The organism is Methanobrevibacter sp. (assembly GCF_045220775.1).
GTDB lineage: Archaea > Methanobacteriota > Methanobacteria > Methanobacteriales > Methanobacteriaceae > Methanocatella.
This window is the reverse complement of the sequence record NZ_JBGUWC010000120.1, coordinates 1-16,090: the sequence shown is the minus strand read 5'-3', so window position 1 is coordinate 16,090 and position 16,090 is coordinate 1. Positions and strand designations below refer to the sequence as shown.

The window sequence follows — 16,090 nt, the reverse complement described above, 5'->3', positions numbered from 1 at the left end:
ATCATAATTCTTCTACTTTTAATCATAGGCTTTGCAATCTTTTACATTAGCGATTATTACCATGCAGAAAAAATAGCTGCCGATAGTCTAAATGCAAGCGGCAATGTATCTGTAGTAAAAACATCCAATGGACTATTGTTGGATGGTCCTGGTAATGATACTGCATTGATATTCTATCCCGGCGCAAAAGTCGAGTATACTGCATATTCTCCCTTGTTCATGAACCTGTCCGAGGATGGTATTGACTGTTATATGGTTGAAATGCCATTTAATTTGGCGTTTTTAGGCCAGAACAGCGCTGATGAAATAATTGACGAAGGCAATTATTCCCACTATTTCATATCTGGCCATTCATTGGGAGGTGCAATGGCGGCATCATATGTAAACAGCACCAACAAGACCGATGGACTGATACTGTTTGCATCATATTCAACTTCAGAGATTGAAAAGCCTGTCTTATCCATTTACGGATCTGAAGATAATGTATTGAACATGGAAAAATACGATGAATCCATAAGTTTCATTGATGATAATCTTACAGAAGTGGAAATTGATGGGGCAAATCACGCCCAATTTGGATATTATGGTAATCAATCTGGTGATGGAATAGCTAAAATCTCTGCCCAATCACAACAAAAACAAAGCGAAGATGCAATAATAAAGTTCATAGAAAGTATTGTTTAAAAGGAGTTGAAATTAGTCATCTGCTAACTTCTTCAACTCTTCTCCGGTCAGGTGAAAGACGTTCCAGTCCTTTTGTTTGGCGCCAAGTGAAATGTAGAAGTCAATGCTAGGCTGGTTCCAGGAAAGGCATGTCCATTCAAACCTTCCGTAACCGTTTTCATCTACAATTTTGGCTAGCTTTTTAAGAAGTGCAGTACCGTATCCTTTTCCGCGATACTCAGGATCAATGAAAAGGTCCTCAAGATGAAGGTTGGCATTGCCGATATATGTCGAAAAGCTTAAGAAATATAGGGCAAATCCAATTTCTTTCCCGTCTTCAAGAGCGAATATCACGTTGGCATGTTCCTTGTCGAAAATCCATGTTTCTAAGTCTTCTTCTGTTGCAATGACTTCATCTAGTCTATGTTCATAATCAGCTAATTTTTTAATGAATTCCAAAATTAAACCTGTATCCTCTCTTGATGCTTCTCTAAATGTTAACTCAGACATATCTATCACTATAATTAATTATGTGTTAATCTAAATATAATCATATGTTCAGAAAGATGAGACGGCTTGGCCAGGAGCTTTCAAAAGATGAATGTATAGACATATTGACCAATGAGCCTAGAGGAGTATTGGCTCTTTTGGGCGATGATGACTATCCTTATGCCCTTCCGATGAGTCATGTTTATGTTGACGGGAAAATATACTTCCATGGTGCCCAAAAGGGCCATAAGATTGATGCTGTTAAAAGACACCCAAAGGTGTCCTATTGTGTATTGGATAAGGGTGTCAAGGCTGAAGACAGTTGGTGGTACACATTCAGAAGCGTCATTGTCTTCGGCAAAATCAGGACATTGGCTGACAGGGACGAAAAGATCGATAAGCTGACTCATTTGGGAGACAAGTTCTTCCCGACCCATGAAGAGACCGTTGATGAAATCAACAGGCTATTGGACAGGACGGAAGTGTTTGAAATTACCATTGAGCACATGAGCGGCAAGGTAGTTAAGGAAAAATAGGTGCATTGATGAGTAAAAAAAGAATCTTTTATTATGATGTGTTGCGCGCAATTGCAATAATGGGCATCGTATTCTGTCATGCTTCTGTAGGATTCATATTAGCGGGAGTAAATAGTCCTACATTTTACATTTCAGCATTTTTTGACTGTCTAAGGGATTTTTCAATACCGATATTTGTGATGCTGAGCGGTGCATTGCTTGTCAATAGAAAGGATTCTTTGGGCGATTTTTTTAAAAAGAGGCTATCCAGATTGTTCATTCCATTTCTTTTCTGGGTTGTAATCTACATCTGCTATTCGTCAATCTACATTAAGCATTCATTTGATATTTCCAATGCAATCGACATATTCTTCGGAACATCAGGAACAATGGGAGTTGCATTCTGGTTCATCTGGATGATAATAATCATATATTGCGGAATATTCATCATCAATAAGATAATTGAATTTGGAAGCGGAAAAAGAGAGAATTTTGATAGGAAATTCATCACGCTTTTAACATTATTATCAGTAATCTATATTGGATGTTCCCATTTCAGGCTATTCAGCCCATATTCCCATAGACTGTTATATTTCATGTCTTTCATCACATATATCATAATAGGATACTTCATTACCCATTATGACATGGTTGGGAGTAAAATATCTACAAATAAAATGATTCTGATAACATTGATAGCTTCATGTTCCCTATACGGATATTATATTTTCGGATTTGTAGTTCCAAAATCAATTCAGGCAGGCCATTTTGTATATAAGGGATATTTCAACCTCTTAATACTTACTCTTTCAGTAAATGTCTTTGTGTTATTTAAGTATTTATCAAAAACTAAGCCTTTCATGGATATTGAATATAAAGCATTAGGAAAAGCTTTCATTACTGTAAGCAAATACAGTTTCGGCATATATCTATGTCATTATGTAATACTTCACATCTTAAAGAATAATCTCATAGGTTTTTATCACAATCAAAATCCAATCGTATGGATTCCATTGCTTGTAATCTTAACGGTCATAATAAGTCTAGCTATTTTAAGCATTATGGATAGAATTCCATATCTGAACAGGTTCACCGGAAAAAGTTAAGATAGATTAATGACAGAATAAATTCTATGATAGGCAATGATTGGGATTTGGCTCTGGAAGACGAGTTTAAAAAGGACTATTTTTTGAAGATTATGGATTTCATCGATGAGGAGTATAAGACAAAAACAATCTATCCCCCTTATGAGGATATATTCAATGCATTTAAGCTGACTCCTCTGGGCAATGTCAAGGTTGTCATTTTAGGCCAGGACCCATATCACGAGGAAGGCCAGGCCCATGGCCTTGCATTCTCAACGCCTGACGGCAGGCCAATCCCAAGATCTCTTAAAAACATCTTTAAGGAAATCAATGCGGAATATGAATATCCCATTCCCGATTCAGGATGCCTAGAGAAATGGGCAAAACAGGGCGTATTTCTGCTGAATACCGTCTTGACAGTTGAAGAGGCCAATGCCAATTCCCACAGCGATTGCGGCTGGCAGACATTTACAGACAATGTCATAAAGATATTAAATAATCAGGAACAGCCTATCGTATTTTTGCTTTGGGGAAAGCAGGCGGAAAAGAAAAAGGAATTGGTTACAAATCCTAAACATCTTGTTTTGATAACATCTCACCCTTCACCTTTTTCGGCAAGGCGAGGATTTTTAGGTTCAAATCATTTTAAACTGGCTAATGAATTTTTAAAAGAGAATAATATAGAAGAAATAGATTGGAGATTATAATCAGGTTATAACTCCAAACCCGATTCCGTTGGTTCCAACGGATACGAATCCATGTGATCCGCTGTCGCTTGTTGAATAATCACTTCTTTGGGATTCAATGGCATTCACAATTTTATAATTCTGATATTCCTCGTTTAGAATGTCATAGAACTCCTCATGGGAATATTTTGATTTTGATGCGCTTTTCACAACTTCTTTAATGGTTGGAGTGATGTTTTCTCCTCTCCAGGCTATGTAGTAGAATTCTTCACCTGCAGAAAACCACAATTTGGAGTTGTTGGCATCATCGTGGCGGTCATAACTTAAAAAGTGAACGGCGTCATGGCCTGCAACTTTTACTTTCTTTGCAATGTTGTTATGCTCAATGAAATATCCGTATAAACTCATTATTGCAGGATTGACATATCTTACTGTGAACACGTCAATATCCTCATCATATTCATACATATGAAAGTCGCTGCTGTAGGGATTTTCGTATTTCGGTGGAATCTTAAACTCCTCATATCCCACATTGGCAGTAGTCCAGTTTGAGCTGTCCATTGCATTAACGCAACCCATCAATAAGGTTAATGTTATGAGAATTAGTAAAAGTTTTTTAATCATGGTAATAGTTTGTGACTAATTGTATTTAAATAACAACTTCGTAATCCGTTTTCCTGTTGTCCCTCATTCTAGAGTCCATATCAACCAAGTCATAGACTAGCTTGTTTCTCATCAGCATGGTCCATATTTCATATGTCACCCTGACGAAATCATCATTGAGCTTGATGTGGTCATGGACGATTGGGCATTTGTATGGAAATTCGCTTTCATCAAAAATCAGGTGGAATTCTCCTTTTTTGTTTAAGTGAGGAATCAATGGAAATGTTCTGCATTGGATTGGTCTGATGGACCTGTCGCATTTTGGCGGATTTATGCATTTTACAAGATATATTTGTCCTTTCCATGAGTGGGGATATTTGATTTCAGCAGAATCGATATAGTAAAGTTCAAATTCATCGCTGTCTTCATACATCAATTCCTCTCCCGGAAGCAGATACAGCGCCAAATCCTCATTGTGATAGTCATCGGCATCATATACGCAGCAGACTTCACCGCATAATTTTCCGCAGTCGAAATCAACTGGAGTGACTTTATCCAGTCTTTCATAAATCCTTTCGATATTTTTCTTCATCTCTTCAGCCGTAATTTCCATATAATAGTATTTATTTAGCACTAACTTTATAAATTTATAATCAGATATTATAATTATAATTTAATTTTTAGGGATAATAATGCTTTTAAGAAAAGATAGGATTTTTTATTTGGATGAGATAAGGGCACTTGCCATACTTTTGGTATTGCTGGCACATACAATCAAGAATTTTCCGGTCAATATCAATTATCTAACATCCCCTACACTTCTTTCTTATCTTACAATATCCAGAATGGGCGTTCCGTTGTTTTTCATGCTGAGCGGTGCTTTATTGATAGGCAAGGACTATTCATTGTCCGAATTCTTCAAGAAACGTTTCGCAAGAGTATTGATTCCTGCCATATTCTGGTATATTATCCTATTTGTTTCAGTTGCATACGTTAACGGATTCAATTTCGATTTGATTAATGTTTGGATATATGATGCACCGGTTCCATGGTTTGTTTGTGCAATTATCGGAGTATATCTGGTAATGCCTATATTCAGTTCGTTCGTAAAGGAATATGGAACCAGGGGTGCGGGTTATTTCTTATTGATCTGGCTGGTTCTTGTCATCCTAACTAATCTAAATCTGGCTCAAGATTATTATCCGACTTTGATTTTCGGAAATTTTGGAATAAATATAGGTTATGCGGTTTTAGGTTACTATCTGGCCAATAAGGATTTTAATATATATTCACTGCCTATGGTCATATTTTCCCTTATAATATTCATTGTTTGTATAGCCTTCAACATGTATTATGCGTATTATTTCAAAACAGTAGTCTACATTGAATCCATTTCAATAATTATCCAATGTTCCGCTTTATTCATAATTTTAAGGTATTTGAGTAAATATGCAACATTCAATCCAAGCAAAACCTTATCAAAAATTCATAATTACATTAAGGACTCATGGATTGGAGCTATTATTTATGCATTAAGCATCTACAGCTATACCATCTATTTAATGCATTACCACATCGTTAATCTGCTTATACAATATTATCCAATCAGGACTTTCGATTTAGTTCCGGTTGTATTTATCTTATTGACTGTAATATCACTGGCTATTGCATTTATTCTTTCAAAAATACCTGTTTTAAATAAGCTAATAGGTATCCACTAGGTGATTTGATGGATTTGCCGTGGAATATTATAGTAGGAAATGGAATTTCATTTGTTGCGGGCATATTTCTTATCATTAGCTGCTGCGTCAATGATACGAAAAAGGCTTATAAATATCAGTTTTTGGAAGCGGCCACCCTTACTGTATCTTCCGTTTTTTTCCTCTCCTGGACAGGCGTTACCACTATGGCGATTGCAGCCATCAGAAATGCCATGGTTTATAAGGATAAGTTAACGCTGAATTGGACAATATTTTTCGTTATTCTGTCAGTTGTTTTAGGATTTTTAGTAAATACCATGGGAATCATCGGGTTTTTGCCTATAATCGCAATAGTTCAGATTACGATATGCAACTATTATCTAAAAACAATCAGGTCAATCAAAATAAGTTTTATAGTTAATTTACTGTTCTATATAGTTTATTTCATAGCCATTTATGATTTTACATCAGCCATTATTCAAATCATCACTGCAGCTATAGGATTTGGCTCTTTGGTAAAACTGATAAAAAAAGAAAATGAGATTAGTTAAATCAATAACTAATCAGTTTTGTCTTTCTGTGTTAAATTTGTCGCTTGATCTTATTCCCACCAATGATGCGAATATGGCAAGTATGCATGCTACAGTACATATTGCACAGATTATTTGTGATGCCTGTACAATCATTGATGCATATTGTGGAGCAAGCTCTAGACTGCCCATTACCCAAGCGAATATGAGTGTCAAAAGACCTAAACTCATGGTTTGGCCTATTGTTCTCATTGTAGCCTGTGATGCGGATGCGGTCGGTGCATCTTTTGGTGGAACGGAGCTCATGATTGCATTCATGTTTGGGCTTGAGAAGAGTCCCATTCCGAAACCCTGCAGAACCATAGCTAAAATCACAACATAAAGCGGTGTGTCGCCTGTTAGGAATGTCAGTATTGCTAGAGCAACAGCGGCAATTCCAATGCCTATTGCAGCTAATTTTTGCGGATGTATTTTATCTGAAAGCTTACCTGCATTAGGAGCCATTATTGCCATGATAATTGGAGTGATGATTAGTATCATTCCGGACATTTGCGCATTCCAGCCCCTTACATATTGGAAGTGATAGTTTAGTATTGTAGTAACCACCATGATTGCCAGATAGCTGCATAATGCCGCAACATTTGATGAAGTGAATTTTTTGTTTCTGAACAAATTCATGTTGAAAACTGGTGATGTTTGTCTTAACTCATATAGGCCAAAGATTACTAGCAATATAATGCCAGCAACGGTTAATAATTTTCCAGTTGTTGTAATCAAAGTAGTGAATCCATAGATGAATAATAAAATTCCTATAGCATATAGAATAGATCCAACTTTATCAAGTGATTCATGTTGATATGTCCTCCATTCTTGAGGTATTTTTACAATTAATAGTATGATACATAAGACCAAAAATGGAATTACAACATAAAACATTGATCTCCAACCAAAGTTGTGAACCAAAAATCCACAGATTACCGGAGACAGTGAAGTTGCAAGATAAACTCCAGTTACTGTAAAACCAAGTGCCTTTCCCCTATTGCGCGGTTTGACCGCATGAACTACCATTGCCATTGCTGATACATTTAGGAATGCCATTCCTGCACCTTGAATCATCCTGAATATTAGGAATGATTCGGTTGAAAATGAAAGGCAAGCGCCGATTGACCCGATTAAGAATACTATAATACCGGCCAATAATGACTTTTTAACTCCGAACTTTCCTGAAATTTGCCCTGCCGGAACCGTAAAGATTGCTACGACAAGGAAAAGTATTGTAGGAATCCAATTTTGTATAACATTATTCATTGCAAAGTCCTGTGCAATTGCAGGCACACCGATTATCACACCGTTTGACAAAAAGACTGCAAAAAATGATGTTATAAACGATACAAATATAACATATGTTTCAAATTCTATTTTCATGTTTTTCCCTCTCTTTTTATAAAATCATCTATCAATATTAAATGAATCTTTAGAACGAATACCGACTAAAGAAGCGAAAATCGCAATTATGCAAATTACAGTACAGATTATGCAGATTAGCTGTGAAGCCTGAACAATCATTGCTGCATACTGCGGTGTAAGTTTCAAATTGCCCATAATCCAAGCAAATACCAGTGTCAATATACCTAAACTCATGGTCTGGCCGATTGTTCTCATAGCGGATTGTGCTGCAGAAGCGTTTGGGGTTTCATTTGGCGGAACTGAACTCATTATCGCATTTGTATTAGGAGTTGTAAACAATCCCATTCCAATACCCTGCAGAATCATGGCAATCACTATAAGATAAAGCGGCATATTCGCATCCAAAAATATCAGTATTACAAGTGCAACAGTTGTGATGCTCATTCCGATTGCAGCCAATTTTTGCGGATGAATCTTATCGGATAGCTTGCCTGAATTTGGAGCCATTACTGCCATTATGATAGGAGTAACTATTAACATGATTCCGGACATCTGTGCATTCCATCCTCTGACATATTGAAAGTGATAATTCAGGATTGTTGTAAGTGAAGCTATTGCAAGATAGCTGCATAATGCAGCAACGTTTGATGATGTAAACTTCATATTCCTGAATAGGTTCATGTTGAATGCAGGAGTCTCTATTTTAAGCTCATAATATCCGAATATGATTAATAGTATCAATCCGATGATGACTGATATGAATCCGAACTCATTCATCAGATTTGTAAATCCATAAATGAATAATGAGATGCCCACTCCGTAAAGGATATATCCTAAAGCATCGATTTTACTGCCCTCATAAGTTTTCCACTCTTTAGGTATCTTTAAAATCATAAGCACTACACAGAGTATGAGGAATGGAATGACAAAGTAAAACATTGCTCTCCAGCCGAAGTTATGCACCAGAAACCCGCTGAATACAGGGGATAGGGATCCCGCCAGATAAATTCCTGTCACTGTAAAGCCTAATGCCTTTCCTCTGTTTTGTGGTTTTACCGCTTGAACAACCATTGCAATTGCAGATACATTTGAAAATGCAATTCCAATGCCCTGGAACACTCTGCAAATTAAGAATGATTCGGTTGAAAATGATAAGCATGCTCCGATTGATGCAAGCAAAAAGATTGAAACACCAATTATCAATGATTTTTTAACTCCATATTTGCCTGAAATTTGTCCTGCCGGAAGCGTAAACACTGCAATGACAAGTGCGGTCAATGTTGTTATCCAGTTTTGAAAGATATTGTTCATTCCGAACTCAGAAGCTATTGCGGGAACTCCCAAAACTATGCCCACAGATAAGAACACGGCAAAAAAGGATGTTATGAATGCTACAAACACGACAAATGTTTCAGAATTTAACTCCATATTATATCCCTTCCGTAAGGTTCATGCCTTTAATGGCAATTTCTATTATTCTTTCTTTTAATTCCACATCTTCATCAGTTATTCCAACTTCCTTTTCCCATTCCTTTGAGATTTTTCTTATTTCCGGAACTAATGAATTGCCCTTTTCTGTTGTTGTTAACATATATTTGCGTCTGTTTTCAGGATTTATTTCCCGTTTGATGTATCCCAGATCTTCGAATTTTTTCAATATCTTTGCAATATTGCCTTTGCTTTGCCCAAACATGTTTACCAAATCTTCCTGGGAACAGTTTGGATTGTCATAAATGAAGATAATATAACGTACATCATGGGCAAAATCAAACCCTGACATCTTTGATTTCATGTATTTTTGTTGATTTAGTGAAATATTATGAATCCATGCTATAAATGGAGATTTATCTCTTATTCCTTGAAAACTTTCATCATTCATTATCTCACCTGATTAATCTTATGTATGTTTAATATATATAATTGTTTCTTTTGAAACAGTTATAAATGAAACATTCATTTTCAAGACAAAAAATTAGTTATTAATTAATGCTTTGAAGTAAAAGAAGCAACATTATCATCAACTGATGATGGATTAAGTTTAATTTGATAAAATTGGTTAAAAATAAAAAAAGAAAGAAAATTCTAATTAGAATGAAATGCTTGAAGTAATTCCCCCGCCTTTAAGGGAATATGTTTTTGTATTCCAATTAGAAACTTTTCCTATTGCATTTTTTGAGCTGGTAGCATCGGCAACATACCATTTACCGTCAATTAGTACCTGTGACCAGACATGGCCATATGTACTTCCACTTGAGAATGTACATGATCCATGAACATATCTAGAAGCGAGTCCTGCTGTCCTAAACATTGCAACTAAAAGGTGTGAATGGTCAACACAATTTCCGGTTTTAACGGATAATGTTTTGACGGCTCCATATTTGGTATCATAATAGAAACTATAAGATATAGTATCCTGGACATATTCAAATATTGCTTTTGCTTTTGCTGAATCACTTTTCAATCCGCTAGTCAATGAATCTACAACTTTTTTAATAGCTAAATTATTCACTTGACAATTTTTAGTGGCTTTTAAGTATACGCTTAAATCGGATACTGTATTTTTCTCATTTAGACCTGTACCAGTTTGTGAAGATCCGGAATTGGAATGAATTATAATCACATAGCTTGGCAAACGATTATTACTACCATAAAATGCCAAAATTCTTGAAAATGAATCAACAACCTCGGAGTAAATTACCTTACCTAAGTTGGTGCTAACATAGCTTGGGGCCTTTTTATTAGTATTTATGTAACTTGAAACACTTTTGGCGGCCTTTACATAATTGGCTTTTGTCAGCTGGGCGCTAATGTCATCACCAGAAGGCGTACTTGGAGCTGAAACTCCATCGATTCCTTTAATGTTATTTGTATTGGAGCTATCTATTTGAGCAATAGCTTGACTCATGAAATACAGGAATTCAGGTAAAGTAAATGTTGAACCACCTGCTGTAACAGTAGTTGGGAACTTCTTATTTTTCTCATAATAATTTTTCAGACTAGTTGCTCCACTAATAATATTTTTAACAGAAATTACATTGTTTCTTAAGATAGTAACAGTTTTACTGCTAGAGCTTGGAGCATTAAGATTATTTCCTACAAAACTATATGAAACAGTTTGATTTCCAACACTGGTAAGAGTTACGCTGAATGTAGCATAACCGCTTGATGATGTAGTGGCAGTATAGGTTTTTGAGTTAGCAACAAGTTTTACTGTTCCTCCGGATACGGCTTTGCTATTGGAGTCGAGCAACAATACGCTAAAGGTTTGTTTTCCTTGATTGAAGGATGTGGAACTTTTCCAAGTAAGTGATGTTGGATTTCTTTTGACAACATTGATTTCAGAGGTTCCAGTTTTAGATTTAACTTTTGAATCTGCTTTATTAGTATATGTAATTGTATATTTGCCAATAGCCAGATTTATTGGCAGTGAAACCATACCTTTGCTGTCAGTAGTCTTAGTATAGGTATCTCCATTCACCTTAAGTGTGATTGTTTTATCTGCCAATGGAACACTTCCGGATGTTAAAGCAAGTTTAAATGGTGTACCTGCACCGTTACCAAAGGTAGTCGTACTTTTTACTGTGAAAGTAGGAGTTTTACTTGGTATTATGGTAAGTTTGCTTTTTGCGCTGGATCCTTTATAGAACCCAGTCTTTTTAAATGAATATTTTACTGTATAAATGCCCGGCTTAAGTGAAGGCAATTTAAGTTTAGCAATACCTTTGCTATTTGTTTTTGCAGTGTATGATTTGCCATTAACTTTAAAAGTAATTATTTTTCCTTTTCCAGCAGTATAACCAAATTTGTTTAGCAATTTGACTTTAATGGTCTTTTTATCACTTTTAAGGAAAGTGTATGGGTAAGTGGTTAAAGATGTAGTGGTTGATGTTACCACTTTGATAGTGTTGGTTTTAGTTAAGCCATCCCTATTATAGGATGTAATCTTATACGAACCCTTTTTTAAAGATGCTAAAGATATGCTGGCTACACCGTTTTTATTGGTCTTTTTAGTGAATGTTTTTCCATTAATTTTAAATTTGATGTTCTTTTTAGCTAATGCCTTACCATTACTTTTAAGAAATGTTGCATAAAATTTTCTACCGTCAAGATAAACTTTTGAAGTATTTTTTGATTTAATAGTGGATAAAACCTTTACGGTATTTGTTAAACTAAAACCTGTTTTAGGATTAGTTGCAACAACTTTATAAGATCCAGGCTTAAGATTAACAGCAAGGGAAGCTACACCATTAGAATTAGTTTTTACAGTGTGAGACACGCCGTTTAGAGTAATTTTAACATTAGTGTTCTTTAAAGCATTTCCATAACTGTCTAAAAATTTGGCAGTGTATTTTGTACTTCCTTTATAATATTTAGTAATATCTTTTGAAGTGACTGTTTTTGATTTATCAATAGTTGCATTAGAAGATTCTAATACACTTGCATTATTATCACTTTTAAGTAAAGAATTACTTTCTGTGTCAGTTGATAAAATATCTGAATTATCAGATTTTAGAATATTGTCATTAGATGAATCATTATCAACATTTGAATTATATACAGATACTTCATACGTGTCATCAAGAGGAGTAGTACAGGTATCTGTAGTATTTACATCACTTGCATAAATGGTACCGGCTGATAATGCAACAGCAAGCACAATTACAAAAGTGAGTAATAATTCTCTGTTCAAAATATTTCCTCCATAACAGATTTTTAATAAACATAATGAGATTTAATTCTCACCTTATAAATATAATATTTAAAAAATCTTATATAAACCTTTTTATTTCCTATACTTGATTAAATGAGTTTAATTTTTAAAAATAAGCATTAAACTTAATTAAAATTAAACATTAAATTAATTTATACTTGAATTATGTTATAAAAAGATTAAAACATAGGAAACAATTTATAAAGCAAAGTAAGTATATGAAACTTAAAACATTATTGTAAGGAGTATTGATTTATTATACCATCTAATTTAAAGAAAAATATCTCTAAAATATCAAAAAATTATCAATAGAATAAAAAAATATGATTAAATCAATCGCAAATAGACTTTATGAGCGATATTTGATTAATTTCGAAAAAGTGTATTGAACTAAAGATTTTGTGATATCAAATTGAATAATTCCTTAGTCTTTCCAGTTGCGGTAAACTCCCAAATGTCTTCTGGAATTTCATATACAAATGTCGGATAACCTGCCTGTGCAATAGGTTTTGAAACCAAAACTGCTGAAGTTGACTTGTATGTTTCATTGCCGGTAACAGGATAGTAATTAAAGTCGCTAGTTTGGCTTATTCTTTCAGCAATATTGACTGATGCACTGTCCATTTCGGGTGTTGCAAGGTAAAAGCCCTGACCATAATTTGGATTATGGGAATGGCTAATGATGACTGCATCGGCATCGGATTGTGTTACATGAGGATTAACGTAATCATGAACCAAGCTTTCTCCGTTTGCTCTGCCTTGCTCGTAATCTTCAGGATTTTGTGTTACAGTAACCTTATAGTGGATGATTTTAACATCATCGCTTCCGAATTCTCTTGCAGCTTGAATTTCAGGATCTATTGATAGTGTTTCTCTTGGATGGATGCCTGTAATCAATGCAATTGCAGTCGGCGCACTCTCATTTCCTGAGATTCCCACTTCAACTGTGCCGATACTTGTATTTACCAGTGTGGTGTATGAAATTTCATTGTAATGTGTGTTTGTGAGAAGGAATCCTCCAATTATTGCAATTGCCAAAATAATGATAATTTTAGTTTTCCACTTCATTCTTTTCACCACAGTGATATTGGAAGTTCCAGTTAATAAACTATTTCATTATTCTTCTGAAAATGAAAAATAATAGTTTGGAAAACGTTTTTTTGAAAATATTCAAATCGACACCCGGTCCATAGTCATAGTTGACCAAACCTGTATTAAACCAATAATCCTTATCTGCTTTAATAGGGTCTTTTGTAAAAGCCAATGCTTTCCATAAATTGAAATACAGCAAATCTATGAATTTCGGCGAGTGAAGTTTCTTGGATTCAACATCCTCTTTGAATTTCAATGCAACAGAATCAATCTTTTTGCTTTCAAGTTCATCTTTTCCGCCGCATGCAATTGGTATTTTATAGGATTTGTTTACTCCCCAATGCCTTAATGTTTCATCAATGTATTTCGCAACCTTCTTTTGGCCGGCACCGGCTGTTGAAACGACAATCAATGCTTTTTTGGTGAAAAATTCAGGTCGGTGATATAGGTATGCCGTATGGTCAATGAAGTTTTTTAGAAGTGCGGACACGTTCATGGCATAAACAGGTGAAGCTATAATAATTCCATCGCTTGACCTTATCTTTTCTATTATCGGATTAACCTTATCGAAGTGAGGGCATTTTTCTTCCCCTTCCATTATGCAATTGAAGCAGCCGTTGCACATTGGAATTTTCTCTTTCATTAAATGTATCTCTTCAAATTCACCATCCAATTTGCTTCTTGCCTGTTCCACCATTTTCCAGGTATTTTTCTTTCTTGGTGATCCGTTAATAATCAGATATTTCATGTTATCTCTCCTATAATTCTAATTGTGTATCTAAAACTCTCTTTTCTTTAAATTCGAATTTTTTGTCAAATTCATCAACATCCTTTTCATCCACATTGAATACATCAGGATTTGAAAATATTGCATTTTTCAAATTGATTTTATTTGTATCGAATACTTTAATCATGAAAAATGGATTTTCTTCTCTTGTATCTGTTCCATCTAAAAATATATTATATTTTGAAGCGCTTTCAAAACCGAATCTGCCGTAATAATTCTCATCTCCAACTACAAATACATATCCAATATCACTTTTCTCTATTAAATCTAAAGTATATCTTATTAGTCTTGATCCATAACCCATATTCTGGTAGTTCTTGTCAATCGAAACAGGACCCAAGACGACTGCATCGCATTGATTTGCATTTTCATACTTTAGCTTGCCTTTGGAATAATTGATTTGACCTATAATCATATCATCTTTTTCTATTACATATGCCAATTCTTTGATGAAACTTTCATCCTTCCTTAAATTATGGATTATAAAGTGTTCAAAAGCGCCAGGTCGATATATATTCCAAAAGGAATTTCTGGCAAGGTTTTCTACTGCAAAATAGTCATTTTCATTTTCCAATCTTATATTTATGTCATCTTTTATTTTAACTGAATCGAATAGCAGCTTCATATGGTTTTCGGATTTGGGACCTAATGTTTTTAGGAACTCGTCATCATCTTCAGGATAATTGATGATGAAATGCTCAATCAGTAAAAACAGTCCATAATAGTAAAAGGATTGTGCAAGCTGAGCTGTGTTGCAGTCCTTTCTAATCAAGCCCTTCTCTTTCATCAAATCGAATATTTCAATCCAGCCCTCAACTGCATAGTTCATGATTGATGTTTTTACGAATTCCTTTATCTTTTCATTGTGGTAGGTCTCAATCAATATGATTCGGGTAATCTTCATCATTATGGGTTCGGCCAATTTGGAGGTATACAACTCTAATCCTGATTTATAGAAATAGTCAAAACTTATATCAAGATTTCTGCTTGCTTCAGATATCGGAATTTCCTCTTTTGTCATTTCAGCTATATAATAATCCATTATTTCATCTAAAATGGATTCCTTGCTTTTATAGTGGTTATAAATTGAGCTTTCCTTTATTCCCACTTCTTTGGCGATTTGTCGTATTGAAACTCTATCATACCCAAATTGAGAAAACAGGTTTACAGATGCGTTAAAAATTTTTTCTTTATTGTTCATATTATCAAAAACTGAATTTGTTAGATATATAATATTTTTTTAGACAGTAATAAAACTAACGCTTGTTAGTTAAAAAAATTTAAAAAAAAATAAGAAAAAGATATTATTTTTCTGCAAGAGTCCAATAACATCTTTTAGGTGAAACAATAGTTTCATCTTTTTTTAATTCTTTCATGATTTTGTCTACTTCCTTTTTTTCAACACCGGAAAGTTCACTTACCTTTTTTGCATTGAGTGGCTCTTCGGAGTTTTTAAAAGTTTCAATTACTTTTTCTTTATCATCCATATTAACACCTTAATAGTAATATTTATCTTTAAACATTATATAGTAATTTATATAAGAGTACAAGAATACCTTGACTTCTTTAAGTCGAGGATGAATTGCACAAAATAGGAGCATTATTACTTTTCAAGTGCTCTCAAATATGATTTAAATAATGAAATAAACATAATAATACATGACAATAAAAAGTTTAATTCAAAATTTTTCAACGAAAACCAAGTTAAAAAAAATAAATTAAACAATGATTGTCTGAACCTTCGGGACGAGGGGGATAGCACGGTAATCCTATGCTCAAAAGAGCATACAGCCCGTGAAGTAAGAATCCTCAACTTCTACAA

17 protein-coding genes are annotated in these 16,090 nt (G+C 34.4%); 6 read left to right on the top strand and 11 right to left on the bottom strand.

Translation table 11 applies throughout. From position 1 onward, the window contains the following. Positions 1-684, top strand: a 684-nt coding sequence (locus ACJROP_RS08025; protein ID WP_406534951.1) for an alpha/beta hydrolase, incomplete at its 5' end; no start/stop codon positions are given. Between the two features lie 12 nt (positions 685-696). Here the strand turns inward: ACJROP_RS08025 and ACJROP_RS08020 are convergent. Next, a complete protein-coding gene (locus ACJROP_RS08020; protein WP_406534950.1) occupies positions 697-1,173 on the bottom strand; it encodes a GNAT family N-acetyltransferase in 477 nt (158 codons plus the stop codon). A gap of 44 nt (positions 1,174-1,217) precedes the next feature. On the opposite strand from ACJROP_RS08020, the gene ACJROP_RS08015 reads away from it, so the two are divergent. Genes ACJROP_RS08015 through ACJROP_RS08005 form a run of 3 tightly spaced genes read left to right on the top strand, consistent with a single transcriptional unit; the run spans position 1,218 to position 3,459 of the window. Continuing rightward, positions 1,218-1,688 (top strand): pyridoxamine 5'-phosphate oxidase family protein, encoded by a 471-nt coding sequence (locus ACJROP_RS08015; protein ID WP_406534949.1) that lies wholly within the window; start codon positions 1,218-1,220, stop codon positions 1,686-1,688. A gap of 8 nt (positions 1,689-1,696) precedes the next feature. Beyond that, positions 1,697-2,773: an acyltransferase gene (locus ACJROP_RS08010; protein ID WP_406534948.1), complete on the top strand. Its 1,077-nt coding sequence runs from the start codon at positions 1,697-1,699 to the stop codon at positions 2,771-2,773. Between the two features lie 26 nt (positions 2,774-2,799). After that, positions 2,800-3,459 (top strand): uracil-DNA glycosylase, encoded by a 660-nt coding sequence (locus tag ACJROP_RS08005; RefSeq protein WP_406534947.1) that lies wholly within the window; start codon positions 2,800-2,802, stop codon positions 3,457-3,459. Here ACJROP_RS08005 and ACJROP_RS08000 read toward each other — a convergent pair whose 3' ends face one another. Then, positions 3,460-4,062 carry a hypothetical protein gene (locus tag ACJROP_RS08000; protein ID WP_406534946.1) on the bottom strand — a complete coding sequence of 201 codons (603 nt, stop codon included), beginning with the start codon at positions 4,060-4,062 and terminating at the stop codon, positions 3,460-3,462. It abuts the gene before it with no gap. A gap of 25 nt (positions 4,063-4,087) precedes the next feature. Beyond that, positions 4,088-4,654 (bottom strand): hypothetical protein, encoded by a 567-nt coding sequence (locus ACJROP_RS07995; RefSeq protein WP_406534945.1) that lies wholly within the window; start codon positions 4,652-4,654, stop codon positions 4,088-4,090. A 79-nt stretch (positions 4,655-4,733) separates the two neighbouring features. Between ACJROP_RS07995 and ACJROP_RS07990 the strand changes: the two genes are divergently transcribed. Both ACJROP_RS07990 and ACJROP_RS07985 read left to right on the top strand, forming a co-directional pair. After that, positions 4,734-5,762 (top strand): acyltransferase, encoded by a 1,029-nt coding sequence (locus tag ACJROP_RS07990; protein ID WP_406534944.1) that lies wholly within the window; start codon positions 4,734-4,736, stop codon positions 5,760-5,762. Between the two features lie 8 nt (positions 5,763-5,770). After that, a complete protein-coding gene (locus ACJROP_RS07985; RefSeq protein ID WP_406534943.1) occupies positions 5,771-6,292 on the top strand; it encodes a YgjV family protein in 522 nt (173 codons plus the stop codon). Between the two features lie 12 nt (positions 6,293-6,304). On the opposite strand, the gene ACJROP_RS07980 is transcribed toward ACJROP_RS07985, so the two are convergent. From ACJROP_RS07980 to ACJROP_RS07945, 8 genes are all read right to left on the bottom strand, one after another. Continuing rightward, positions 6,305-7,696, bottom strand: coding sequence for an MFS transporter (locus ACJROP_RS07980; protein WP_406534942.1), 1,392 nt, complete (start codon positions 7,694-7,696; stop codon positions 6,305-6,307). A 24-nt stretch (positions 7,697-7,720) separates the two neighbouring features. Next, positions 7,721-9,106, bottom strand: coding sequence for an MFS transporter (locus tag ACJROP_RS07975; protein ID WP_406534941.1), 1,386 nt, complete (start codon positions 9,104-9,106; stop codon positions 7,721-7,723). 1 nt (position 9,107) lies between these two features. Then, positions 9,108-9,557, bottom strand: coding sequence for a MarR family winged helix-turn-helix transcriptional regulator (locus ACJROP_RS07970; protein WP_406534940.1), 450 nt, complete (start codon positions 9,555-9,557; stop codon positions 9,108-9,110). A 207-nt stretch (positions 9,558-9,764) separates the two neighbouring features. Continuing rightward, positions 9,765-12,368 carry a transglutaminase domain-containing protein gene (locus ACJROP_RS07965; RefSeq protein WP_406534939.1) on the bottom strand — a complete coding sequence of 868 codons (2,604 nt, stop codon included), beginning with the start codon at positions 12,366-12,368 and terminating at the stop codon, positions 9,765-9,767. A 411-nt stretch (positions 12,369-12,779) separates the two neighbouring features. Then, positions 12,780-13,457, bottom strand: coding sequence for a hypothetical protein (locus ACJROP_RS07960; RefSeq protein WP_406534938.1), 678 nt, complete (start codon positions 13,455-13,457; stop codon positions 12,780-12,782). A gap of 40 nt (positions 13,458-13,497) precedes the next feature. Then, complete coding sequence (locus tag ACJROP_RS07955) at positions 13,498-14,229, bottom strand: flavodoxin family protein (RefSeq protein WP_406534937.1); 732 nt, start codon at positions 14,227-14,229, stop codon at positions 13,498-13,500. Between the two features lie 10 nt (positions 14,230-14,239). Next, the gene (locus ACJROP_RS07950; RefSeq protein ID WP_406534936.1) at positions 14,240-15,469 is read right to left on the bottom strand and encodes a GNAT family N-acetyltransferase; all 1,230 of its coding nucleotides are present in this window, start codon (positions 15,467-15,469) and stop codon (positions 14,240-14,242) included. 103 nt (positions 15,470-15,572) lie between these two features. Further along, positions 15,573-15,755, bottom strand: coding sequence for a MarR family transcriptional regulator (locus ACJROP_RS07945; protein ID WP_406534935.1), 183 nt, complete (start codon positions 15,753-15,755; stop codon positions 15,573-15,575). Positions 15,756-16,090 lie beyond the last annotated feature (335 nt).

Bases quoted from the DNA above. Each gene is read 5' to 3' on its own strand.
- ACJROP_RS07995 (WP_406534945.1), bottom strand. From the start codon at position 4,654: ATGGAAATTACGGCTGAAGAGATGAAGAAAAATATCGAAAGGATTTAT.
- ACJROP_RS07945 (WP_406534935.1), bottom strand. From the start codon at position 15,755: ATGGATGATAAAGAAAAAGTAATTGAAACTTTTAAAAACTCCGAAGAG.
- ACJROP_RS07955 (WP_406534937.1), bottom strand. From the start codon at position 14,229: ATGAAATATCTGATTATTAACGGATCACCAAGAAAGAAAAATACCTGG.
- ACJROP_RS07970 (WP_406534940.1), bottom strand. From the start codon at position 9,557: ATGAATGATGAAAGTTTTCAAGGAATAAGAGATAAATCTCCATTTATA.
- ACJROP_RS07985 (WP_406534943.1), top strand. From the start codon at position 5,771: ATGGATTTGCCGTGGAATATTATAGTAGGAAATGGAATTTCATTTGTT.
- ACJROP_RS07975 (WP_406534941.1), bottom strand. From the start codon at position 9,106: ATGGAGTTAAATTCTGAAACATTTGTCGTGTTTGTAGCATTCATAACA.
- ACJROP_RS07980 (WP_406534942.1), bottom strand. From the start codon at position 7,696: ATGAAAATAGAATTTGAAACATATGTTATATTTGTATCGTTTATAACA.
- ACJROP_RS07950 (WP_406534936.1), bottom strand. From the start codon at position 15,469: ATGAACAATAAAGAAAAAATTTTTAACGCATCTGTAAACCTGTTTTCT.
- ACJROP_RS07960 (WP_406534938.1), bottom strand. From the start codon at position 13,457: ATGAAGTGGAAAACTAAAATTATCATTATTTTGGCAATTGCAATAATT.
- ACJROP_RS07990 (WP_406534944.1), top strand. From the start codon at position 4,734: ATGCTTTTAAGAAAAGATAGGATTTTTTATTTGGATGAGATAAGGGCA.
- ACJROP_RS08015 (WP_406534949.1), top strand. From the start codon at position 1,218: ATGTTCAGAAAGATGAGACGGCTTGGCCAGGAGCTTTCAAAAGATGAA.
- ACJROP_RS08010 (WP_406534948.1), top strand. From the start codon at position 1,697: ATGAGTAAAAAAAGAATCTTTTATTATGATGTGTTGCGCGCAATTGCA.
- ACJROP_RS08000 (WP_406534946.1), bottom strand. From the start codon at position 4,062: ATGATTAAAAAACTTTTACTAATTCTCATAACATTAACCTTATTGATG.
- ACJROP_RS08005 (WP_406534947.1), top strand. From the start codon at position 2,800: ATGATAGGCAATGATTGGGATTTGGCTCTGGAAGACGAGTTTAAAAAG.
- ACJROP_RS08020 (WP_406534950.1), bottom strand. From the start codon at position 1,173: ATGTCTGAGTTAACATTTAGAGAAGCATCAAGAGAGGATACAGGTTTA.